Below are 21,527 nucleotides of genomic sequence, written 5' to 3'. Positions count from 1 at the left end.
AAGTGAACCATAGATTCATTTCTTGACGCCACCCCTGATTTACGGCGTATGGTCGAGCTCGTGAGCGTACGAGTGGAGCGCAAAGGCCCCGTCTACACCGTCATCCTGCACCGCCCCCAAGCCCGCAATGCCGTGGACGGCCCGACCGCGCAAGCCCTCGCCGACGCCTTCCGGGAATTCGACGCCGACCCCACCGCCGCGGTGGCCGTGCTCTGGGGCGAGGGCGGCACCTTCTGCGCCGGCGCCGACCTCAAGTCCCTCGGCACCGAACGCTCCAACCAGGTCACCGAGGACGGCGACGGCCCCATGGGCCCCACCCGCATGCGGCTCTCCAAACCCGTCATCGCCGCCGTCTCCGGTTACGCGGTCGCGGGCGGCCTCGAACTCGCCCTCTGGTGCGATCTGCGAGTCGCCGAGCAGGACAGCACCTTCGGCGTCTTCTGCCGCCGCTGGGGTGTGCCGCTCATCGACGGCGGCACCGTCCGGCTGCCCCGTATCATCGGCACCGGCCGCGCCATGGACCTGATCCTCACCGGCCGCGCCGTCAGCGCCACCGAAGCCCTCCAGATCGGCCTGGTCACCCGTGTCGTGACCGCGGGCGAATCCCGCTCCGCCGCCGAACAACTCGCCGCCGAACTCGCCGCCCTCCCGCAAACCTGCCTGCGCTCGGACCGCATGTCCGTCCTCGAACAGGACGGCCTGGAGGAACCGGCGGCCATCGCGAACGAACTCCGGCATGGCCTGAAGGCCCTCTCCGACGGGGCCTTGGACGGGGCCGCGCGCTTCGCCTCCGGCGCGGGCCGCCACGGAGCCTCCGCCTGACCGCGTTTTCCCGAGTACCGGCCGGTACGCTGCCTGGGCGATGCATCGGTTGAGTGTGGTGGACGAAATGTTCCTGCGGGCGCATCGGGGTATGGGAACCCCGATCGTGTTGCAGGGACTTTGGCGTACCGCCGAACCGGTGGAGACGGAGCTGCTGACGCGGGTGCACTACGCGCTGCGGCACGGGCCGTTGGGGCGGCGGGTGGTGCGGCCCCTGGTGCCCGGCGCTCGCCCGCGCTGGGCGATCAACACCCAGGCGCATCCGCTGGAGCTGACCGAGGCGCCGATTCCCGTTGCCACACTGCTGGATTGGGCCGACCGGCTGGGTGCGGACCTGAATCCGGAAGCCGGTCCGGGCTGGCGGCTGGCGGCCGCGCACTTGGACGACGGCGGCTGCGTTGTCGCGCTGACCTGTTCGCACGCGCTGGCCGACGGCCGCGCGGTGGCGCTCGCCGTCGATCACGCGCTGGCGGGCACTCCGCTCGCGGCCCCCATAGCGCCACGGTCGGATTGGGCCGATGCGCGGCGGCTATGGCGGACCGTGCTCGGCGGTACCGCGCGCGCCCTGCGACACGGCCTGCCGCCCCGCCCCGCTCCGGCGATCGAACGGCGGGCGCGTTCGACGAGCACGGACTCCAGCGCCCCGGCGACGCACAGTGCGGCGCTCCAGATCTCGGTACAGGACTGGAATCGCGCGGCGGTGACCCGGGGCGGGACCGCCAACAGCTTGTTCGTGCACTTCATCGCGAACCTGCTGTGGGACACCGGCTTCACCGGGGACGCCATCGCCGCGAGCCTGCCGGTCGATACCCGCGACGAGCCGCGCGTGGACAATGACATGGCCATGACCGAGGTGTCGATCGGGCGGGACGACACCCCCGCCACCCTGCGGCGCAAGGCCCGCGCCGCGTACGAGCATCGAATGACCGCTCCCGGCGGGATTCCCGAGGAGATCCTCCAGGTCGTCCCCGACCGGTGGGCCTACGCGCTGGCCAAGGGCGCGGGCGAGCGAGACATCCTGTGCAGCAATATCGGGAGTCTGCCGGATTCGCTGCTGTCGCTGGGGCCGCATCCGTGCACCGGGGTGGCGGCACGCGCCATCCACCCGGGGTTGCGGGCGGATCGGCTACCGCGCACCCGGCTGTCCGGCTACCTGACCCGTATCGCCGACACCTATACGCTGGCGCTGGTCAGCCTGGATCCCGACGCGGTCCCGAGCTCCGCGCACCTGGCCGAACTGACGCGCCGGGCCTTGGCCGAGCTGGGCCTGACGCCCGTCGCCACCTGGTGATCACACCAGCGCCGGAATGTGCACCCCCTGCCAGGCAAGGCGTTTGGCGCGCTCGGGGTCGTACTCCACCCGCGCCGGATAGTCGATGATCATCGTCGCCCGGTCGGCCTCGGTGTAGGCGGGCCAGTTCGGCAGCGGAGACCCCTTGCGCGCGAACGACAGCCAGTTCTCCTGGAACTGCTCCGATACCGCGCGAAAACCACGGTGACCGCCCATGGCGGTGAGGGTGCGGCCGATCGGCGTGCCGACCGCGCCGAAGACCGGGATCAGATCCAAGGCGTGGGTAGCGCCGAAACCGGCGAGGCGGATCGCGCGCGGCGCGAAATCGAATCGATAGGCGTAGGTGGGCGCATACCGGCTGTGCCCCTCCATGATCCGTACCGCGGGCCGCCAGAAGGTGAAGTCTCCGCCCATGCGGATCGCCACCCGTTTCCCCGGGAAGCCGGGATACGCCGCCACCACGCGTGCCTCGACCGAATCGGCGCTGCCTTCGAGCGCCTGATGCAACCGGCCGGGCGTGGTCGGCAGATGCTCACCGAAATTCGGGTAGGCCGAATCGTCCTCGCGCCCCGGCCCGTCGGCTTCGGGATGCCGCAGCAGCCAATGCATGCGATCGGCGGTGGTCGGCAGGGTGTCGTCGAGGCGGCTGAAGAGCGTGCCCTCGTCCCGATTGGTGCCGATGATGAGCGGCACCCGGTGCGCGTTCCCGCCGACGATGGCGTCGATGGGCGCTTGCGGCAGGTAGTCGCCGTCCACGGTGGGCGCGATCGGGAAGATCCCGGGCTGATCGCGCAGGATCGCGTTCACGGTCCGGTCCACGGCGCGGCGGATATCGTTCGCGCCCGCGGCGAGCAGGGTCGCGGCCTCCTCCCCGGGTGCAGCGCCGAGCCGTTCCACGCAGCGCCGCGCGAACAGGCGCGCATCGGCTCGGCTGCTGCCCCAGTCGGCGGGCGGACTCTGCGAGATGGCGCGATGGAACAGCCCGGCCGCGGCCGGGGTGGCCAGCAGGGCGAGCACCGCGTGCGCCCCGGCGGATTCGCCGAAGATGGTGACATTGTCCGGGTCGCCGCCGAACGCGGCGATATTGCGCCGCACCCATTCCAGCGCCGCCACTTGATCGCGCAGGCCGAGGTTGGCATCGAATTGATGTGCGGGCGTGGAGAATTCGCTGAAATCCACGTATCCGAAGGCACCGAGCCGGTAGTTCACCGAAACCACGATGACGTCGCCGCGCAGCGCCAGCCGCGATCCGGAGTACAAACCCAGCGCGGAGGTGCCGATCACGTATCCGCCGCCGTGAATGAAGACCATGACCGGACGCGGCGCCGAAGCCGGCTCGCTGGGCGCCACCACATTCAGGGTCAGGCAGTCCTCGCCCGTCGGCTGCTGCCGCCGCGGTCCGAGCTGCGCGCCGCTGCGATGCTGCATTGCCGCATAGCCGAATTGGGTCGCGTCCCGCACGCCGATCCACGGCTGGACCGGTTGCGGAGCGCGAAACCTCAGCTCTCCCACCGGGGGTGCGGCGAAGGGAATGGACCGCCAGCGCAGAACGCGGCGGCCACGGAGACCGCGGACGACACCGTCGGCGGTCTTGATATCAGTCGTTGCCACCATCGACCTCGGAATCAGACGTGCTGAGAGTGTGGTGGTTCCATGCCACCATCAATCGATGGTAAACCTCGGGCTCCGGACAATTCGGAGCTTCGGCGTGCGGCGGACGGCCGGTGCCGGGCGGCCCGCTGCCGTTCGGGCCGCGCCGGCGCACTCCGCCTATTGCAGATAACCCTCGACCTGCCGGACCGAGCCGGCCTGCGCCTCATCGGGATTGCGCCCCTGGTCGAGCCGGGCGCGACGCTGGCGCAGCAGATCCCAGCACTGATCGAGCTGCACCTCCAGATCGGCGAGCTGGGCGCGTTCGGTTTCGGGATCGAGCTTCCCGCTGGTGGTCTTCGAGCGCAGCTCGTGCTCGCGGTCCACCAAGTCCTTGATGCGCGCGAGAATGTCCTGGTCGCTCATGCAGCCTCCGCTCCGGTAGGTCGGTCGCGGGCCCCGCCGGATCGCTACCGGGCCCGCCTGCTCACCCGGTCCACTCTACGACCCGGGAAAGGACATCCCCGGCCAACCGGACCGCACGCGGCAGGTCCGCGCTCGGCAGGGCGGCGTAGCCGAGCGCGATTCCGAAGGCATGACGGGGACCGATGTGGTGGCGGCCCAGCGCGTCCAGGTACAGACCGGCGGCGCGGGCCGCGGTGACCGCGCGATCCTCCTGCGCCTGCGACGCCAGCGGGACCACGATGTGCGAGCCCGCGTCGTCGCCGCGCACCTCGAGGCCGCGGCCCCTGAGCTCCTCGACCACCAGGGCGCGGCGCGGCGGCATCTCCCGGCGCAGGCGGCGCAGGTGCCGCGCCAGATCGCCGTTGCGGGCGAGCTCGGCGACCACCAGCTGTCCGGCCGGAGCCGGGGAGGTGCCGGTGAGTTCGCGATAGCCGAGCACGGCATCGGCGATGGCGGGGGCCGCGACCAGCCAGCCCACGCCGAGGGTCGGGGTGAGGATCTTGCTGGTGGTGCCCAGGTGCACGACGAGGTCCGGGGCGAGAGTGGCCAGCAGCGGCAAAGGTGCGGTGTCGTAACGCAATTCGCCGTCGTAATCGTCCTCGATGACCAGAGCTCCGGTGCGGCGCGCGAATTCGATCAGCTCGACCCGGCGTGCGGCGAGCATGCGTGCGCCGAGCGGGAACTGGTGCGCGGGAGTGCAATACACCGCCTTGACATCGTCCGGCAGCAGATCCACCCGCAATCCGCCGGCATCGACCGGCACCGGGACCAGGCGCAGTCCCGCCGCCCGGAACGCCCCCGCCGCCCGCGCATACCCCGGATCCTCGATGGCTACCGCATCACCCGGCCGCCACAGCGCCGCGGCGAGTTCCCTTACGGCAGCACTGGTTCCGGCGGTGGAGAGCACCACGCTCCCCGCGCCGGCCACCAGCCCGCGATGCCGCAGCAGATGCTCCGCCACCGCCGCCCGATACTCCGGCTCCCCCGCCCGATCCCTGCGCACCACCGGCGTTCGATCCGAAGCCAGCCGCCAGGCCCGCCGCCAAGCCGACGCGTCCAGGGTTTCGACGGACGGCGCGCCCGCCCCCAAATCCAGCAGTCCGGCCAGCGGATCGGGCCGGCTTCCCCCGGCCGCCCGTACCCGCACCGGCTGCGGAGCCGCCGTCAGATAGGTCCCCGACCCATGCCGCCCACCGAGCCACCCCTCCGCGTGCAATTGCTCGTACGCGGCGGTGACCACGCTCCGGCTCACCCCCAGCCGCGCGGCCAGATCGCGAGACGAGGGCAGCCGGTCTCCCACCGCCAGCGCACCGTCCGCCGCCGCCTGCCGCAGACCGTCCGCGACCTGCACCGAGAGCGGCACCTCTGCCGCCCGATCGATCCCGATGGGCAGATCCTCGACCGCGACCGCCCGCGCCGACTGCATCGATACCCTCCGAAGTGGTCTGCGAAATCTACCGGGAATTGGCTATTCAATAATGCCACTCCGCTAGCCATGCTGGTCTCATGACCGAGCCAGCCCAGACCCGGCCCCCGCTGTCCGCCACCCCGCGCAGCACCCTCACTCGCTCGAAGGAGCGCGGCCGCACCGACCGCGCCGACCTGTACGAGACGCTCGACGCGGGCCTGCTCTGCCATCTGGGCGTCGTCATGCACGGGGCTCCGGTGGTGATCCCCACCATCTACGGCCGCGACGGCGACACCCTCTACCTGCACGGCTCCACCGGCGCCGGCAACCTGCGCGCCGCCATGCTCGGCGACATCTCCATTGCCGTCACCCATGTGGACGGCATCGTCTACGCCCGCTCCGCCATGCACTTCTCCATGAACTACCGCTCCGCCGTAATCCACGCCCGCCCAACCGAACTCACCGATCCCGAGGAGCGCCTGCATGCCCTGCGCGTAATCGTCGAGCAGGCCGCCCCCGGCGCGTGGGACGAAGTCCGCCCACCCAGCAAGAAGGAAATGGCCGCCACCCTGGTCCTCGCCGTCGACCTCGCCGAAGCCTCGGTGAAGGTCCGCGCCGGCGGCCCGCGAGACGACGAGGCCGATATCAAACCGGATTCCGCCTGGGCCGGTGTGCTGCCGCTGCGGCAGATCTTCGAGGCCCCGGTCCCCGCGGACGACCTGGCCCCCGGCATCGAGACCCCCGCCCACGTCCTCGCCCGCTGCGATGTCGTGAACCGCTAGCGAAACTACTTGAGCAGGCGCGACATTCGGCGGTCGGCGAGGATTTTGCCGCCGGTCTGACAGGTGGGGCAGTACTGGAAGGACTTGTCGGCGTAGGCGACTTCGCGGACGGTGTCGCCGCAGATCGGGCAGGGCAGGCCGGTGCGGGCGTGCACTTGGAAGCCGGAACGCTTCTCGCCCTTCAGGCGGGCGGCGTCCTGACCCACCGAGCGCTCGATGGCGTCGGAGAGGGTGGCGCGCATGGCGTTGTAGAGGCGCGCCGTCTGCTCCGCGTCCAGGCTGCCCGCATTGGCGAAGGGTGAGAGCTTGGCCTTGTGCAGGATCTCGTCGGAGTAGGCATTGCCGATACCGGCGATCAGCATCTGGTCGGTGATGGCGTTCTTCACCCGCTGGGAGGTGCTGTGCACGATCTCCCCGAATTCGATCTCGCTCACCGCCAGCGCATCGGGCCCGAGTTTCGCGATGCTCGGGATGGAGAGCGGATCGCTGGTCACCCACACCGCCATCCGCTTCTTCGTCCCCGCCTCGGTCAGATCGAAGGCGGGCGTCGAACCGGCCGGCGTGAAGAAGTGCACCCGCAGGGCCAGCGGCCCCTTCCCGGGTTTGGGCGCGGCGGCGCTCGGCTCATCCACCCACCGCAGCCATCCGCCCCGGGACAGATGGGTGATCAGCCAGATCCCATCGCAATCCATCCCCAGATGTTTTCCCCAATGCCCGACCCCGGTGACATCCCGGCCGGACAGCGCCGTCACCGGCGGATCGAAGGTCTTGAGCACGCTCAGCGCCGCGACGTCGATCCGTCCAACGACCGCACCGACGGCATGCTCGGCGAGAAACTGCTCGAGCGCCACGATTTCCGGTAATTCGGGCACATCAAGCAGCCTACCGACAAATCCCGGCACGAACGGGAAGCGAAGTACCCCGCTTCGGTGTCAGCCGAACACCACACCCCGGTCCGCGGGCTGCGGCCATGGGCGGGCGGGAGGACTCTCGCGCTAGTGTCGATCGGATGACGATTCTGGTTACCGGAGCTACCGCGAACATCGGACGGAAAGTTGTCGATCAGCTGGTGGCGCAGGGCGCCAACAGTATTCGCGCGTTGACCACCGACCCGAAGAAGGCGGCGCTGCCCGCGGGAGTGGAAGTGGCCGAGGGCTACCTGCGCCGGCCGGACACGCTGCCCGCGGCCTTCGAAGGGGTCGAACGGATGTATCTGGCGCCTGCCCCGGAGAACGTGACCGAGGTGCTGGCCCTGGCCCGGGCGGCGGGGGTGCGGCGGGTCGTGGACTTGTCGGGCGAGCCGGAGAGCTGGTGGGGCACCGTCTGCACGGCGGTCGAGGAGAGCGGTTTGGACTGGACGCACCTGTGGCCGGCCGATTTCATGGAGAACACGCTGATCTGGTCGCAGCAGATCCGCGAAACCGGAGCCGTCCGCGAACCCTGGCCGAATGCCGCGAGCGCACCCGTCGCCATGGACGATATCGCCGCGGTGGCCGCCACCGCCCTGCTCTCGGACACCCATTCCGGCCGCGCCTACCCGCTGGCGGGCCCGGAGGTCCTCAGCCGCACCGAACTTCTCGACCGGATCGCCTCGGCGCTGGGCCGCGACCTCAGGTTCGAGGAATCCTCCCGCGCGGAAACCATCGCGGCCTTGACTCCCACCATGGGCGATAACGCCGAATGGTATGTGGACAACGTGCTCGGCGGTTACCAACCGGACCCGTCGTCCCTGCCCGTCACCAGCGTCCAGGACATCACCGGTCGCCCGGCCACCACCTTCACGCAATGGGCGGCCGGCAATGCCGGCCGCTTCGTCACCGGCTGATCGGCTACACGGGTTCGGCGCTTTCGAACTGGTGGCGCAACAGGAAGCGCTGGACCTTGCCGCTGGGTGTTTTCGGCAGCTCGGGGAGGTAGTGGATGCGGCGTGGATAGACGTGGGCGGCCAGCTTCTGTTTGACCAATCGCTGAAGGTCGGTGGTGAGCCCGGCGTCCGGGGTGATGCCGGGCGCGGGCACGGCGATGGCGATCAGGACCTCGCCGCGCAGTTCGTCGGGCACGCCGATCACGGCGGCTTCGGAGATCGAATCGTGGCTGGTGAGAACGCTTTCCACTTCGAAGGGGCCGATTCGATAGCCCGCCATGAGGATGACGTCGTCATCCCGGGAAGCGAAGGTCAGGTAGCCGTCGGCGTCCCGGGAGGCGACGTCGCCGGTGAGGTACCAGCGGCCGTCGGGGGTGAAGCGGGCGGCGGAGCGCTCGGGGGCGTCTCGGTATCCGCGGAAGGTCAGCAGCGGGCTGTCGGTGGCGATGGCGACACGGCCGGGCTCGCCCACGGGAGCCGGATCGTCGGATTCCAGGCCGAGTACCTCGACCGTATAGCCGGGCACGGCGTGGCCCATGGAGCCGGTCTTGATATCGGCGATGAGGTCGGGATGCCAGGCGTTGACCACCGTCATACCGGTTTCGGTTTGGCCGTAATGGTCGCGGATCTCCACTCCCAGCACCTGTTTCGACCAGGTGATGACATCGGGGGTGAGCGGCTCGCCCGCCGACGAGAGGTGGCGCAGCACCAGACCGTCGGGGGCGGGCGCATTGCGGAGGGCACGGTAGACGGTGGGGGCGGCGGCGAAGTTGGTGACGCCGAAGGTTTTCAAGACCTGCCAGGTGAGCGCCGGTTCGAAGGGCGCGCAGAGCAGCAGGCTGCGGCGGCCGGTCGCCATCGGAGCGAGGATGGCGATGTAGAGACCGTAGGCCCAGCCGGGATCGGCGATATTCCAGAAGACGTCGCCGTCGGCGTAATCGATGCCGTATTCGAGGTACATGACCACGCCCGCCATGCCGGCCAGGCGCATGGGGACGGCCTTCGGGGTGCCGGTCGTCCCGGAGGTGAAGAGCTCCACCAGCACGCCGTCACCGCCGATGGCCACCGATTCCGGTGCGGGGCCGGTGTTTTCGAGTAGCGAGGCGAAGGCGATGTCATCGCCGACCGGCTCGCCGGTGGTGACCACGCGCCACTCGCGTTCGGCCGGAAGATCCTCCCCCGGTTCGAGTTTCGCGCGTTGGGCGCCGTCGGTGATGACGAGCACGGTCCCGTTCCCGTTGACCCGCATGGCGATCGCCCCGGGCGCGAAGGCGGTGAAGAGCGGCACGTGCACCGCCCCGATCCGCCAGACGGCGAGCAGCGCCACCACCAGCTCCTGTGACTTCCCCATCAGCGTGGCGACCCGATCCCCTTCGCGCACACCGAGTTCCAGCAGCGCCGCCGCGACCCGCTCGGACCGCTCCCGCAATTCACCGAAGGTCACATCGGCAGCGGAGAGGTCGGGTGCCACGAAACTGAAGGCGACCGCGTCGCCGGGATGCCGGTCACACAGCAGCACCGCCGCGTTCGCATCCGGAGCGCCGTACTCGGCGCGCAATTGCTCGGCCCGCTGGATCGGGGTTGTCATGCCGTACCTCCGCTGCGACGCTGCGGGCCACCGCGTTGTGACCCGCACTACACCTCCGACCGACTATTGACGGTCTGCCAGTAGCAAGTCAAGAGGTGCGCGGCAGGTTGACTACCGGGCGCGGCGCAGCAGATAGATGTCCATGATCCAGCCCTTCTGCTCGCGCAGCGCGGCCCGGCGGCGGACGATGCGCTGTTCGACCACGCGCAGCGGGCCTTCGACGATGATCTCGTCCGGCATGCCGAGGTACGCGCCCCACCAGATGTAGAGGTCGTCACCCGGGACTTCGGTGAAGGAGGTGTCGCCGTCGAGCATGACGAGAGTGGATTGCCCAGCCGCCAAGCCTTCTTCGCGCAGCCGGCGGCCGGTGGTGATGTGCACGGGTTCGCCGATTTCGTGCAGGACCATTCGGTGAGCGGCGGCCAGGGCCTGCACGCTGGTGATACCCGGAATCACCTCGTAGTCGAAGTTGAGGCGTTCGCGCTCGAGCACCCGTTCGACGATGCGCAGGGTGCTGTCGTACAGCGACGGGTCGCCCCAGACGAGAATGCCGCCGACGCCCTCAATTTCGGCGAAGGCCCGCTCCAGGATCTCGGCGCGGCGTTCGTGCCAGTCCTCGACCACGCCCCGGTAGGCGGAGTCCGCACCGGTGCCCGGCACCGTCCGGTCGCGCGGCGGATCGGCGATCTCCACCAGCCGATACGGCTGCTCGACATGCTCGGCGAGGATGGCGGCGCGCACATCCACCAGCTCCTGCTTCTCGGCCCCCTTGCCGATCACGAAGAACACGTCCACCTGGCGCATGGCCTTGATGGCCTGCACCGTCACCTGGTCCGGATCCCCCGCTCCGATTCCGACTACGAACAGCTTTCTCACGGTGCGTAAGCTTGCCAGGCGTGGAGAGCGCCCGAGACACCCAGTACGAGGACCTGCTCCGACTGGTGCTGGAGCACGGCACGCCGAAGGCGGACCGCACCGGCACCGGCACCCGCAGCATCTTCGGTCACCAATTGCGATACGACCTTTCCAAGGGTTTTCCGCTGGTGACCACGAAGAAGGTGCACCTGAAGTCGATCGTGTACGAGTTGCTGTGGTTCCTGCGCGGCGATTCGAACGTGAAGTGGCTCCAGGAGCACGGGGTGAGCATCTGGGACGAATGGGCGGACCGGGACGGCGAATTGGGTCCGGTGTACGGCGTGCAGTGGCGGTCCTGGCCGACCCCGGACGGCACCCATGTCGATCAGATCTCCCAGGTGCTCCAGACGCTGCGCACCGATCCGGATTCGCGCCGGATCCTGGTGTCGGCGTGGAACGTCGCGGAATTGGACAAGATGGCGCTGGCCCCCTGCCACGCCTTCTTCCAGTTCTATGTGGCCGACGGCAAGCTCTCCTGCCAGCTGTATCAGCGCAGCGCGGACCTGTTCCTGGGGGTGCCGTTCAATATCGCCAGCTATGCCCTGCTGACCCAGATGGTGGCGCAGCAGACCGAGCTGCTGCCCGGTGATTTCATCTGGACCGGCGGCGATGTGCACATCTACGACAACCATGTGGAGCAGGTGCGCGAGCAGTTGAGCCGGGAGCCGTACCCGTTTCCGCAGCTGAACCTGCGCCCCGCGCCGACGCTGTTCGATTACGCGTACGAGGATGTGGAAATCGTGGATTACCAGCACCATCCGGCGATCAAGGCTCCGGTGGCGGTGTGAGCCGTACGGTTGGTCTGATCTGGGCGCAGACTCCGGACGGTGTGATCGGGCTCGACAATGCCATTCCCTGGCGGGTGCCGGAGGATATGGCGCACTTCAAGGACGTCACCTGGGGCCATCCCGTGGTGATGGGCCGGCGCACCTGGGATTCGCTCCCCGAACGCTTCCGTCCGCTGGACGGCCGCCGCAATATCGTCGTGACCCGGCAGGCCGATTGGTCCGCCGCGGGCGCGGAGCGGGCCGGATCCCTGGCGGAAGCCTTCGACCTGGCCGGCGACAGCACCGTCTGGGTGATGGGCGGCGGCGAAATTTACCGGGCCGCAATGCCTTTCGCGACCGAATTGCGAATCACCGAGGTGGACGCCGACATCGACGGCGATTGCCACGCCCCGGGCATCGGCCCCGAGTGGCATGCCCCCGAAGAACCGTGGCGGGAGTCCACCAAGGGTCTGCGTTATCGCATCCGGCGTTATACACGGGAGAACGGATAACGCGGACATCGCGCATCCGCCAAATCCTGCACACACACCTCCGAAACAGCCGAATGGTTCGGACCTCGTCGGGCATACTCAGCGATATTCCGGCGAAAGGCAGTCCATGGACAAGAAATCGCTGACCGCGGTAGCTCGCCAGCAGTTGAAGCTGGCCGCCGCCGCTTCGAGCGGACGCAGCTCATCGACGATCTGCGGGGGTCACACCCACAGCCTCCGGCAAACCGTGATCGCGCTGACGGCCGGTCAGAGCTTGGCCGAGCACGAGAACCCGGGCGAAGCCACGCTCCTCGTGCTGAGCGGTGTACTGACGCTCATCAGCGGCGCGAACGAGTGGAAGGGTTCCGCCGGCGACTTGATCGTGATCCCGAACGCACGGCACAGCGTGAAAGCCATTGACGACGTGGCGTTTCTCCTCACCGTAGCGAAGTAGAAGCGGGTTTCCGGGGGCTTCGCCCTCGAACCACCGGAGAAATTCGTCAACCCACACACGGTGGGGAAGGCAACACGGAGGCAACCGGGCAAGCGGTCTGTCAGTCCAGCCCTCTAGGCTGGAGCCCATGGTTGAGCCACAGCCGCTTCTCGACCCGCTCTCGCCCGCCGCGATGTTCCTGGTCGCCACCATCGACGAGGGTGGTGAGGCAGTAGTACGCGACTTGCTGGCGGATCTGCCCGGCCTGCGTCGTTCGGTCGGCTTCCGGTTGCCCGGCTCGGGCCTGGCGTGCATCACGAGCATCGGATCACAAGCGTGGGATCGCCTTTTCGGTGGCCCCAAACCCGCTGAACTGCACGAGTTCCCGGGCTATCAGGGCGAAAAGCACCAGGCCCCGGCCACTCCCGGCGACCTGCTGTTCCATCTCAAGGCCGAAGGCCAGGACGCGGTCTTCGAGCTCGCCATGAAGATCGCCGAAAGGCTCTCCGGCGCAGCCACGATCATCGACGAGACGGTGGGCTTCCGCTATTTCGAGCAGCGCGATCTGCTCGGTTTCGTGGACGGCACCGAGAATCCCGAAGGTCAGCTGGCCGCCGCCGTGGGTTTGATCGGCGACGAGGATCCCGAATTCACCGGCGGCAGTTACGTGATCGTGCAGAAGTACCTGCACGACCTGGAGGCCTGGCGGGCACTCTCGGTCACCGAGCAGGAGCGGGTCATCGGCCGCACCAAACTCGAGGACTTCGAGCTCTCCGACGCGGACAAGCCGGCCGATTCGCATGTGGCCGTGAACGATCAGGACGACAACGGCACCATCGTGCGCGCCAATATGCCGTTCGGCAGTGTGGCCGGCGGCGAATTCGGCACCTACTACGTCGCGTACGCGGCCACCCCCGCGGTTCCCGAACTCATGCTCGAGCGCATGTTCCTGGGCACCGGCGAGGCCGCCTACGACCGCATTCTCGATTTCTCGACCGCCGTCACGGGAACGCTGTTCTTCACACCGCCCAATGCTTTCTTCGACAACCTGCCCGACGCGCCGGCTCCGGCCGCCGCCGCGGTGCGGGAATCTTCGGAATCCAATGGTGTTGGTATGTCATCGAACAACGGATCGCTGGGTATCGGCACACTGAAAAGGAGCTGAGGCATGAACAACCTCCATCGTGAACTGGCGCCGATCACCTCCGAGGCGTGGGCCGCCATCGAGGAAGAGGCGACGCGTACCTTCAAGCGGCACATCGCCGGTCGCCGCGTGGTCGATCTCTCCGGCCCGCACGGCGCGGACTTCTCCGCCGTCGGCCGGGGCCGCACCGCCGCCATCACCGCACCCGCCGAGGGCGTGCAGGCGCGTCAGCGCGTGGTGGTGCCGCTGGTCGAGCTGCGGGTGCCGTTCACGCTGTCCCGCGACGAACTCGACAATGTCGAGCGCGGCGCGCAGGACGCCGATCTGGACGCGGTGAAGGATGCCGCCAAGAAGATCGCCTTCGCCGAGGACCGCGCCATTTTCGAGGGTTACGCGGCGGCCGGGATCGCCGGTATCCGGGCCAGCACCGATTGCGAGCCGGTCAAGCTGCCCGGCGATCCGACGCTGGCCCCGGAAGCGGTCGCGCAGGCGTTGAGCAAGCTGCGGCTGGCGGGCGTGGACGGGCCGTACTCGGTGCTGCTCTCCGCGGATCTCTACACCGCGGTGTCGGAGACCTCCGACCACGGCCACCCGATCCGCACCCATATCGAGCGGCTCATCGACGGCGAGATCATCTGGGCGCCCGCCATCGACGGCGCGTTCGTATTGTCCACGCGGGGCGGCGATTTCGATCTCCAGATCGGCCAGGATCTCTCCATCGGCTATCTCTCGCACGATGCGGAATCGGTCCAGCTCTACTTCCAGGAGTCGCTGACCTTCCTCGTCTACACGGCCGAAGCCGCGGTAGCGCTCGAGGCGTAAGCAAGTTTTCGGTCCCCGTGCGCCTGCGCGCACGGGGACCGTTCGCTTACGCGGGTTGAGGCATGCGGCCCTGGAGGCATAACGCACCGCCAGGTACGGTGTGTCCCGCAACACAGTGCGGGAGGGCGGTAAGGCAATGGTGCGTGCGGGTGTGGTGTCGGGACGCCGGACGGTGTTCTACCTGTGCGCCGGAGTGCTGGCGACCGCGCTGATCTGCGGCGCGGTCGTGGCGGTGTTCGGCCTGAACCGGGTGTTCACGGGTCTGCTGCTGGGCGCGGCGGCCGGTGGCGCGCTGCTGATCCTGCTCTTCGGCCGCGATGGGCTGGTGCTGACCGACCAGCGCATCGAACGGCGCACGCCGTGGCGGGCCTCGACCATCGATTGGGATCGCGTGGTGGCCGCCCGCTTCGCCCTCGACGAAAAGTCGCGCTGGTCCCTGGCTTTGGATCTCAATGGCGGCGACGAACCGCATCAGGAACTGGTGCTGCTGTCGATTCCGCCGGTGGTGCGCCCCATCGCGAACGCCTACGACATGCGCAAACGCGAACAGGTCAACGAGATTCGCAATCTTCTGCGGCAGCAGCGGATTCCGGTGACCATTCTCCCGGAGATCGCCGACGCGCTGGTTCGGCACTGGCGGATCGCGCCGCCCAGCGCGGCTAACTGACCGTCGCCTGCGCCAGGATCGCCGAGCCCATCCAGCGGCGCAGATACCGGCGCAGTTCGTCGTCGCTGCGCGGCGGATGCCCCGGCGAGACGAAGAACGACTGCATCGTGCGCAATACGTATTCGACCAGCTCGTGCAGTGATTCGTCGTCGTATCCGTAGCTTTCCCAGTCCACGTCGAAGCGCCGGATCATGGTCATGCCGAACGCCTGCGCCTCATCGGAGGTCATGCCGTCCGGATCGTTCTTGGTGTAGGTCGTGGTGAGCAGAATGCCCAGGTGCGGCGTGCGGCGCACTTCGGCGAGGGTGAAGACCGCGGCCTCGGTCATGGCATCGGCCGGATCCTCCATGCCCCGCACCTGCGCGGCGAGCCGATCCAGGAAGCCGGCCACCGAGGCGATGGCCGAGGCCCGGATGAGGGCGTCCGCGCTGGGGAAGTACCGGTACACCGTCTGCCGGATGACCCCGAGCGAGTCGGCGACATCGGCGATGCTGATCGGCGCCCCCGTGCGTCCGATGAGTTCGACTGCGGCGGCGACGATTCGGCGTGACGCCTCTTCGTCACTGTCCGGCGGACTGCCGCCCCACCCGCGCCTTCGTGCCATCGCGCGACCGTAGCACGCGCTTCCCACCTGCCCCGGCCTGGGATTCGGCCGATCACCTGCACGATTGCAATCATACACTTGTGCACAGCAATGTATGTTTGTATGGTCACCGGAATCCAGCCCGGCTCCCGACGATGAGGTATCGCCGAAAATGACCGATCTTGTTGTGCGAAAGATGGATTTCGCGTTCGAGGACTACGACGTGCCGTTCCTGTGGAACGAGACCAACCCGGCCTTCTCGAGCATGGCCAACGCGGTGTCGTTCCTGGCCATCGGTTTCGAGAAGATGATCGTGAAGATGATCCTCGAGCTGAAGCCGCAGATCACCGACCCCGAAGTCGCCGACGAGGCGGACGCTTTCATGCGGCAGGAGGGCCAGCACTCGGGCGCGCACCGCCAGCACGTGCGCGCCCTGATCCGGCAGTACCCGGGCTTGCAGGACACCCTCGACGCGGTGATCGGCGAGTTCGACAAGCTGACCGAGAACATGCCGCTGAAGTACCGGCTCGCCTACACCGCGGATCTGGAGGCCACCTTCACCTCGGTCTTCAAGCTCATGCTCGACAACGAGGCCGCCCTGTTCCGCCCCGGCGACGACCGGGTGGCGTCACTGTTCATCTGGCATTTCGTGGAAGAGGTCGAGCATCGCAGCTCGGCGCTGATCATCTTCGATTCCGTGGTGGGCAGCGATCTGTACCGGATGCGGGTGGCGCCGTCGATCTTCGCGCACGTGCTGAAGGTGATCCGGATCGCCTGCGCGGGCTTCAACGAGCATGTGCCCCTGGCAGATCGGCGGATCGATTCGCTGTCGATGTTCGGGACGTACCGCAACAAGCAGAAGCTGAGCAAGTGGCTGCCCTGGATGCAGGCCGCCGACCACGGGCCGATGACGCGGGCCTTCGACGATCTGCCGCTGCGTGAGCAGTTGATCGCATTGAAGGGCATCATCCGCAGCCAGTTGCCGAAACACGATCCGGCGCACGAGAACCTGCCCGCCCTGGCCGACGTGTGGTTCGATCGCTATGCGGCCGGTCACGATGTGGCGCACTGGTATGCCACCGACGCACTGCTGGCCTCGGGAGCGAAGTAATGGCCGATCATTGCGCGACAACGTTCGCGGAACTCACTGCGCGACTGGGCTTCTCGTGTGAAGAGGCGGGCGGGCTGATCGAGTTCCGCAATCCCTTCGGGCTGGAGAACTGGACGCTGCCGGTCCTGGAGCTCACCATCATCGTGGGCTCGATCCTCGCGCTGGCGCTCGCCGTCGTGCGCCTGCGCCGGCACGGCGACCCCACCAATCTGGCGCTCTGGTTCGGCGCGACCGCCTACCTCTTCATTATCGAACCGCCACTGTACTTTCCGGCGGCCTTCGGTATCGAAGACCAGGTGGACACCATGTTCGCGCACAATGTGTTCACGGTGGACTTCCTGTGGGGACGGCTGCCGCTCTACATCGTGGCCATCTATCCGTTCATGGCGACGGTGGCCTACGAAATCGTCCGGGCGCTGGGCGTTTTCCGGCAGTACGGCGCGCTGGCCGGTGCGGCGTGCGTCGGGTTCGTGCATCACGCGTTCTACGAGATCTTCGATCACATCGGCCCGCAGCTGCGCTGGTGGGAGTGGACGACCGAGAATCCGTTGAACCAGCCCATGTTCGATTCGGTGCCGATGGGCAGCGTGGTGGTGTTCGCGGCGCTGTGGCCGATGTCCTTGGCGTTCTGCGTGTATTGGCTGGTCGGACGACACGCCGACACCGGCCGCCGGATGTCCGGGCTCGAATTGACCTGGCGCACAATCGTGATCGGCCTGCTGGCCTCGCTCGGCACCTTCCTGCTGCCGCTGCCGGCGACCGTCTTCGGCGCGGGCAGCGATACCGTGCGCGGCGTGCTCTACGCGGCCGAGCTGATCCTCATCACCGTGGTGGCGATTCCCCTGCTGTACCGGCAATGGGTGCGGCTGCGTGGGGAGACCGGGGACGTCCCCCGCTACTCCGACCCGATCATGCTCGCTTACAGCGCGCTGTATCTGGCGGTGTTCGCGCTGCTCTGGGCCACCGCACTACCCGATTTCCTCGATGCCGTCGACGGTCACACCCGGGCCGGCGATCCGATCGGGAACCTCTGGTACACCCTCGCGTGCTACGTGGTCGCTATCGCGGTGGTGCTCGCGGCCTACACTCTTCCGGGTGATTCGCACCGCGGCACTGGCACACATCCGGGACCGTCGTCTGTTGCAGACCCGGCCCACCGGTAAGGACGTCTTCTACATGGCAGGCGGGAAGATCGATCCGGGCGAGACCCCGGAATCGGCCCTGCACCGCGAGATTCGCGAGGAGCTCGGAGTCGGCACCGTCGAGGTGACCGAACTGGGGATCTTCGAGGCCGAGGCGTACGGTCACGCGCCCGGCACCCGCCTGCACATGACCTGCTATCTGGGTGAGCTCACCGAAGAGCCGCGGCCCTCCGGTGAGATCGCCGAACTGCGCTGGTTCACCCTGGACGAGTACGCGAACATGCCACACGTCGCCCCGGGTTCCCTGCTGGTGTTCCAGCGTCTGCACGAACTGGCGCTCATCGACTGAGCCGAATCCGGTTCGCGCGCGGCGGGTTTCAGTGCGCGTTCAGCGCGTCCAGGATCATCGGGCGCGCATTGGCCAGGGCCTGCTGCCAGTAGGGCCAGGTGTGGGTGCCCGCGCCCAGCTCCACCTTCGCACCGATGCCCAGCGCCGCGAGCCGGCTCTGGAAGATCTGCGAAGCGGTCAGCGTCATGGCTTCGAGGGCCATGGCGTTCACGGTGTTGACGACCGAATTGGTCAGGTCGAGCCCGGTCGGCACACCGTTGCCGGACCAGACGTACATGGGCAGGCCGCGCAGCCGTTCGACCTGCGCGCTGGCATCATTGCGGCTCCACGACGGATCACTGGCCGGACCCCACATGTCGTCCACATTGAAATTGCCCTCGTCGCGCATGGCGGCGCGCATCGCCTCGTTCCAGAGCGGGAACGTGGGGTTCAGGTAGCCGGAGAAGGATCCGGCGAACTTGAACTGATCGCGGTGGTACGCGGCCAGGATCATCGCCGCGTTGCCGCCCATGGACGCGCCCACGATGGCGTTCTGGGTGCGCGAGACGCCGAAACCCGCCAGGTAGTCGGGCAATTCCCGGGTCAGGAAGGTCTCCCACCGATACGTCGTGGCCTGGCCGTTGCTGCTGCTGGGCCGGTACCAGTCGGTATAGAAGCTGGAGTGACCGCCGACCGGGAACACCAGGGTCACATTGTCACCGGCGAACTGGCGCAGCGCATTGGTGTCGGTGACCCACTGGCTGTGGTCGCCCGGTGCGCGCAATCCGTCCAGCACGTACAGGGCCGAGCTGCCGCCGCGCGCCGCCCACTGCACCTGGACCTTGATGTTCCCCATGCTGGACGGCACCCACAGGTCCTGCGTTCCGCCCGCGGGCGTCTGCGCGACCGGCGCGTAAACCGGTGCGGCACTGGCGATCACGCCGCCCGACGACATCAGCAGCGCGGCCGCCAGCACCGTGACGGTCTGGCGCAGCCGGCCCCGCGGCACACGCTGTTTTCCGGATCGCTTCGCGATGTCCACCCGGGTACCTCCCACCTCTTCATAAGGTAAGGTACCGAACTCGCGCCAATCCTGTTGTGCCTCAGGGGGTATTGCTCGGGGACTCCGGCGTGTCACCCGGCTTTTCCACGGCCGCCCGGGCCTCCGGGCCCCTGTTCGGGATACAGGTGGCGGTGGCCAGGCCGATCAAAAGGACCAGCGCGGCGGCCAGCAGCGTGGTGCGGGTGGCATCGGTGAAACCCCGGGCCAGCGCGTCCACCACCGCGGGCGCGCCGTCGTGGTCGCGCAGCGCGGAGATGGCCCCACCGGCCGATTCCCGGGTCGCGGTCGCGGCGGCGTCGGCGGCCTTGCCCGGCAGATTCGGCACGTCGGCCAGCCGCTCGGCCAGATCCTGACCGAGCGCCACGGACAGCATCGCGCCGAGGACCGCGGTGCCGAACGCCGAGCCGACCTGCCGCACCGTGCTCTGGGTGGCCGAACCCTGGCCGGAGTTCTGCGGTGGCACATCGGCCAGCACGGTGCCGGTGAGCTGCGCGGACGCCATCCCGAGCCCGAGGCCGTACCCGAACAGCAGCAGCGCCAGCCACCAGCCGGAGATATGCGGGGTGACGAAGAGCGCGGCCAGCGCCACGGCGACGGCCTCGAAACCGAGCCCGATCTGCACCACCCGCACCGGTCCGTACCTGCGCACCAGCCCTTCGGCCACGCCCGCCGCCAGGAACGCGCCGACCGCCATCGCCGCGAGCACGTAACCCGCTCCGAGCGTGGACAATCCGAGCACGTTCACCATGTACAGCGGCAGCACGAACAGCAGGCCGAATTCGCCGAGCGCCACCAGGAACGCGGTGATATTGCCCCACCGGAAGCTGGGAATGGTGAACAGCGCGGGGTCCAGCAGCGCCGAGCGGCCGATCAGAATGCGGTGCTTCTCCCAGCGCAGGAACAGCACCAGCGCCAGCAGACCGAGCGCCAGCAGCACCGGGATCGGCGAGAGCGGCGCGGTATCGGGCCAGGTCCAGCCGGCCAAGGGGAACTCGCGCAACGGTTTCCACCAGCCGTAGGTCTGGCCTTCGATGAGCGCGAAGACGAGCAGCGCGAAACCGGCTGCGCTGAGCAGGAATCCATCCACGTCGAGGCCGGGGGCGGCTTTGCCCATCCGGGTTTCCGGCACGAACAGCAGCAGGCCGATCAAGACGACGATGCCCAGCGGGATGTTCACCAGGAAGATCCACGGCCAGGTGTAGGCGGTGGTCAGCCAACCGCCGAGCAGCGGGCCGATGGCGGCCACGCCGGAGATGACCGACCCCCACACCGCAAAGGCGATGATCCGATCCCGGCCCCGGAAGATGGCGTTCATGGTGGCCAGGGTCCCCGGCATCACTCCGGCCGCGCCGATGCCCTGTACCACCCGGCCCAGGATCAGGGTCCAGGCCCCGTCCGCGCCGGCCGAGAGCACGCTGCCGCCGAGGAAGATCACTACGCCGACGGCGAAGATATTGCGCCGCCCCAGCCGGTCCCCCAGCCGCCCGCTGGTGATCAGCAGCGCCGCCAGCACCACCGCGTAGATGCTGGTGATCCATTGCGCCTGAGTGAAATTCAGGCTCAGATCGTCGATGATGACCGGCAGTGACACCGCGACGATGGTGCCGTCCAGCACCACCATGGAGAGCCCAAGCGCGAGGACCCCCAGTGCGATCCACTTCTTGCGCCCGAGCTCCGAGACTTCGGGCCCTGTTTCGGTCATCGATTTGCTCCCACTGCTCGAGGACAGCCGTCCAGAACTATGGTGCTGTACATTCGCCGACTTCTCAGAACGGCACGCGGAACCCGGTAGAGTCTACCGATAACCCGACATTCAGTGCGTCTGCCAATTGTTTGCTCTCTGACCGTTACGAGAGGGGCATCATGGTCGAGAACGTCGCCGACGGTATGTGGGAAATGCTGGTATCCGCCGGGGTGCAGCGCTGCTACGGCATCGTGGGCGATGCCCTGAATCCGGTCATCGACGCCCTGCGCCGCAATGGGGAGATCGAATTCGTGCATGTCCGGCACGAGGAGTACGGCGTTTTCGCGGCCGTGGCGGAATCGATCCTCACCGGGCGGCCGGTCGCGGTCTGCGGGACCGCCGGGCCGGGCGTCACCCATCTGATCAACGGCCTGCTCGATGCCCGCAAGGAGGGCGCGGCGGTGATCGCGGTCGCGGGCGACAGCGAGACCAGCCTCCTGGACACCAGCACCGTCGAGGAGTTGAACCCGTACAAGTTCTTCGATGCCGCCGCCCTGTACATCGGCC

The 21,527-nt window shown here is 68.2% G+C and carries 22 protein-coding genes and 1 pseudogene; 14 read left to right on the top strand and 9 right to left on the bottom strand.

Translation table 11 applies throughout. The features are described from left to right. Positions 1 to 48: 48 nt before the first annotated feature. Together NI1_RS08190 and NI1_RS08185 are read left to right on the top strand one after the other, a co-directional pair. Positions 49 to 822, top strand: a complete 774-nt coding sequence (locus NI1_RS08190) for a crotonase/enoyl-CoA hydratase family protein (RefSeq protein WP_067816367.1) — start codon at positions 49 to 51, stop codon at positions 820 to 822. Between the two features lie 40 nt (positions 823 to 862). Next, positions 863 to 2,113, top strand: a complete 1,251-nt coding sequence (locus NI1_RS08185) for a condensation domain-containing protein (protein WP_067816364.1) — start codon at positions 863 to 865, stop codon at positions 2,111 to 2,113. Here the strand turns inward: NI1_RS08185 and NI1_RS08180 are convergent, their stop codons facing one another. The 3 genes from NI1_RS08180 to pdxR all read right to left on the bottom strand — a co-directional run bounded on the left by NI1_RS08180 (position 2,114) and on the right by pdxR (position 5,594). Further along, positions 2,114 to 3,727 carry a carboxylesterase/lipase family protein gene (locus NI1_RS08180; RefSeq protein WP_067816361.1) on the bottom strand — a complete coding sequence of 538 codons (1,614 nt, stop codon included), beginning with the start codon at positions 3,725 to 3,727 and terminating at the stop codon, positions 2,114 to 2,116. It lies immediately after the preceding gene. A 156-nt stretch (positions 3,728 to 3,883) separates the two neighbouring features. Further along, the gene (locus NI1_RS08175) at positions 3,884 to 4,129 is read right to left on the bottom strand and encodes a DUF2630 family protein (RefSeq protein ID WP_067816358.1); all 246 of its coding nucleotides are present in this window, start codon (positions 4,127 to 4,129) and stop codon (positions 3,884 to 3,886) included. 61 nt (positions 4,130 to 4,190) lie between these two features. Next, positions 4,191 to 5,594 (bottom strand): MocR-like pyridoxine biosynthesis transcription factor PdxR, encoded by a 1,404-nt coding sequence (gene pdxR, locus NI1_RS08170; RefSeq protein ID WP_067816355.1) that lies wholly within the window; start codon positions 5,592 to 5,594, stop codon positions 4,191 to 4,193. A gap of 80 nt (positions 5,595 to 5,674) precedes the next feature. On the opposite strand from pdxR, the gene NI1_RS08165 reads away from it, so the two are divergent. Further along, positions 5,675 to 6,358, top strand: a complete 684-nt coding sequence (locus tag NI1_RS08165) for a pyridoxamine 5'-phosphate oxidase family protein (protein ID WP_067816352.1) — start codon at positions 5,675 to 5,677, stop codon at positions 6,356 to 6,358. Positions 6,359 to 6,363: 5 nt separating this feature from the next. Here the strand turns inward: NI1_RS08165 and NI1_RS08160 are convergent, their stop codons facing one another. Continuing rightward, the gene (locus NI1_RS08160) at positions 6,364 to 7,230 is read right to left on the bottom strand and encodes an Fpg/Nei family DNA glycosylase (RefSeq protein WP_067816350.1); all 867 of its coding nucleotides are present in this window, start codon (positions 7,228 to 7,230) and stop codon (positions 6,364 to 6,366) included. A gap of 137 nt (positions 7,231 to 7,367) precedes the next feature. Here NI1_RS08160 and NI1_RS08155 point away from each other — a divergent pair, with 137 nt between their 5' ends. After that, a complete protein-coding gene (locus NI1_RS08155) occupies positions 7,368 to 8,183 on the top strand; it encodes an NAD(P)H-binding protein (protein ID WP_067816347.1) in 816 nt (271 codons plus the stop codon). Positions 8,184 to 8,187: 4 nt separating this feature from the next. Here the strand turns inward: NI1_RS08155 and NI1_RS08150 are convergent, their stop codons facing one another. Together NI1_RS08150 and cobF are read right to left on the bottom strand one after the other, a co-directional pair. After that, positions 8,188 to 9,810, bottom strand: coding sequence for an AMP-binding protein (locus tag NI1_RS08150; RefSeq protein ID WP_067816344.1), 1,623 nt, complete (start codon positions 9,808 to 9,810; stop codon positions 8,188 to 8,190). Positions 9,811 to 9,921: 111 nt separating this feature from the next. Further along, the gene (gene cobF / locus NI1_RS08145) at positions 9,922 to 10,686 is read right to left on the bottom strand and encodes a precorrin-6A synthase (deacetylating) (RefSeq protein WP_067816341.1); all 765 of its coding nucleotides are present in this window, start codon (positions 10,684 to 10,686) and stop codon (positions 9,922 to 9,924) included. 20 nt (positions 10,687 to 10,706) lie between these two features. Here cobF and NI1_RS08140 point away from each other — a divergent pair, with 20 nt between their 5' ends. The 6 genes from NI1_RS08140 to NI1_RS08115 all read left to right on the top strand — a co-directional run bounded on the left by NI1_RS08140 (position 10,707) and on the right by NI1_RS08115 (position 15,049). After that, the gene (locus NI1_RS08140) at positions 10,707 to 11,513 is read left to right on the top strand and encodes a thymidylate synthase (RefSeq protein ID WP_067816338.1); all 807 of its coding nucleotides are present in this window, start codon (positions 10,707 to 10,709) and stop codon (positions 11,511 to 11,513) included. Continuing rightward, on the top strand, positions 11,510 to 12,004 hold the full coding sequence (locus NI1_RS08135; protein ID WP_067816335.1) for a dihydrofolate reductase: 495 nt from the start codon (positions 11,510 to 11,512) through the stop codon (positions 12,002 to 12,004). The genes NI1_RS08140 and NI1_RS08135 overlap by 4 nt, the downstream gene beginning before the upstream one ends. A gap of 106 nt (positions 12,005 to 12,110) precedes the next feature. Then, on the top strand, positions 12,111 to 12,437 hold the full coding sequence (locus NI1_RS08130; protein ID WP_067816333.1) for a cupin domain-containing protein: 327 nt from the start codon (positions 12,111 to 12,113) through the stop codon (positions 12,435 to 12,437). 127 nt (positions 12,438 to 12,564) lie between these two features. Further along, positions 12,565 to 13,581, top strand: coding sequence for a Dyp-type peroxidase (locus NI1_RS08125; protein ID WP_067816330.1), 1,017 nt, complete (start codon positions 12,565 to 12,567; stop codon positions 13,579 to 13,581). A 3-nt stretch (positions 13,582 to 13,584) separates the two neighbouring features. Continuing rightward, a complete protein-coding gene (locus NI1_RS08120) occupies positions 13,585 to 14,382 on the top strand; it encodes a family 1 encapsulin nanocompartment shell protein (RefSeq protein ID WP_067816326.1) in 798 nt (265 codons plus the stop codon). Positions 14,383 to 14,482: 100 nt separating this feature from the next. Beyond that, entirely contained in the window at positions 14,483 to 15,049 is a 567-nt protein-coding gene (locus NI1_RS08115) for a hypothetical protein (RefSeq protein ID WP_245663130.1), read from the top strand. On the opposite strand, the gene NI1_RS08110 is transcribed toward NI1_RS08115, so the two are convergent. Then, complete coding sequence (locus tag NI1_RS08110) at positions 15,042 to 15,653, bottom strand: TetR/AcrR family transcriptional regulator (protein WP_067817922.1); 612 nt, start codon at positions 15,651 to 15,653, stop codon at positions 15,042 to 15,044. The genes NI1_RS08115 and NI1_RS08110 overlap by 8 nt on opposite strands. Positions 15,654 to 15,804: 151 nt before the next feature. Between NI1_RS08110 and NI1_RS08105 the strand changes: the two genes are divergently transcribed. From NI1_RS08105 to NI1_RS08095, 3 genes are read left to right on the top strand one after another with little or no spacing between them, the layout of a single operon-like run. Beyond that, the gene (locus tag NI1_RS08105; RefSeq protein ID WP_067816320.1) at positions 15,805 to 16,743 is read left to right on the top strand and encodes a metal-dependent hydrolase; all 939 of its coding nucleotides are present in this window, start codon (positions 15,805 to 15,807) and stop codon (positions 16,741 to 16,743) included. Beyond that, positions 16,743 to 17,906, top strand: a complete 1,164-nt coding sequence (locus NI1_RS08100) for a DUF7802 domain-containing protein (protein WP_067816317.1) — start codon at positions 16,743 to 16,745, stop codon at positions 17,904 to 17,906. The genes NI1_RS08105 and NI1_RS08100 overlap by 1 nt, the downstream gene beginning before the upstream one ends. Continuing rightward, on the top strand, positions 17,839 to 18,234 hold the full coding sequence (locus NI1_RS08095; protein ID WP_067816314.1) for an NUDIX hydrolase: 396 nt from the start codon (positions 17,839 to 17,841) through the stop codon (positions 18,232 to 18,234). Before NI1_RS08100 ends, NI1_RS08095 begins: the two co-directional genes overlap by 68 nt. A 28-nt stretch (positions 18,235 to 18,262) precedes the next feature. Here the strand turns inward: NI1_RS08095 and NI1_RS08090 are convergent, their stop codons facing one another. Next, positions 18,263 to 19,168: an alpha/beta hydrolase gene (locus NI1_RS08090; protein WP_067817919.1), complete on the bottom strand. Its 906-nt coding sequence runs from the start codon at positions 19,166 to 19,168 to the stop codon at positions 18,263 to 18,265. 148 nt (positions 19,169 to 19,316) lie between these two features. Continuing rightward, entirely contained in the window at positions 19,317 to 20,978 is a 1,662-nt protein-coding gene (locus NI1_RS08085; RefSeq protein WP_067816311.1) for an MFS transporter, read from the bottom strand. A 161-nt stretch (positions 20,979 to 21,139) separates the two neighbouring features. Here NI1_RS08085 and NI1_RS40095 point away from each other — a divergent pair. Further along, a pseudogene (locus NI1_RS40095) lies at positions 21,140 to 21,472 on the top strand (thiamine pyrophosphate-binding protein); the annotation flags it as partial. Positions 21,473 to 21,527 lie beyond the last annotated feature (55 nt).

It is taken from the genome of Nocardia inohanensis NBRC 100128 (assembly GCF_001612945.1).
GTDB lineage: Bacteria > Actinomycetota > Actinomycetes > Mycobacteriales > Mycobacteriaceae > Nocardia > Nocardia inohanensis.
Note: the sequence above shows the minus strand (reverse complement) of the source record. Positions and strands in the feature narration are given on the sequence as shown.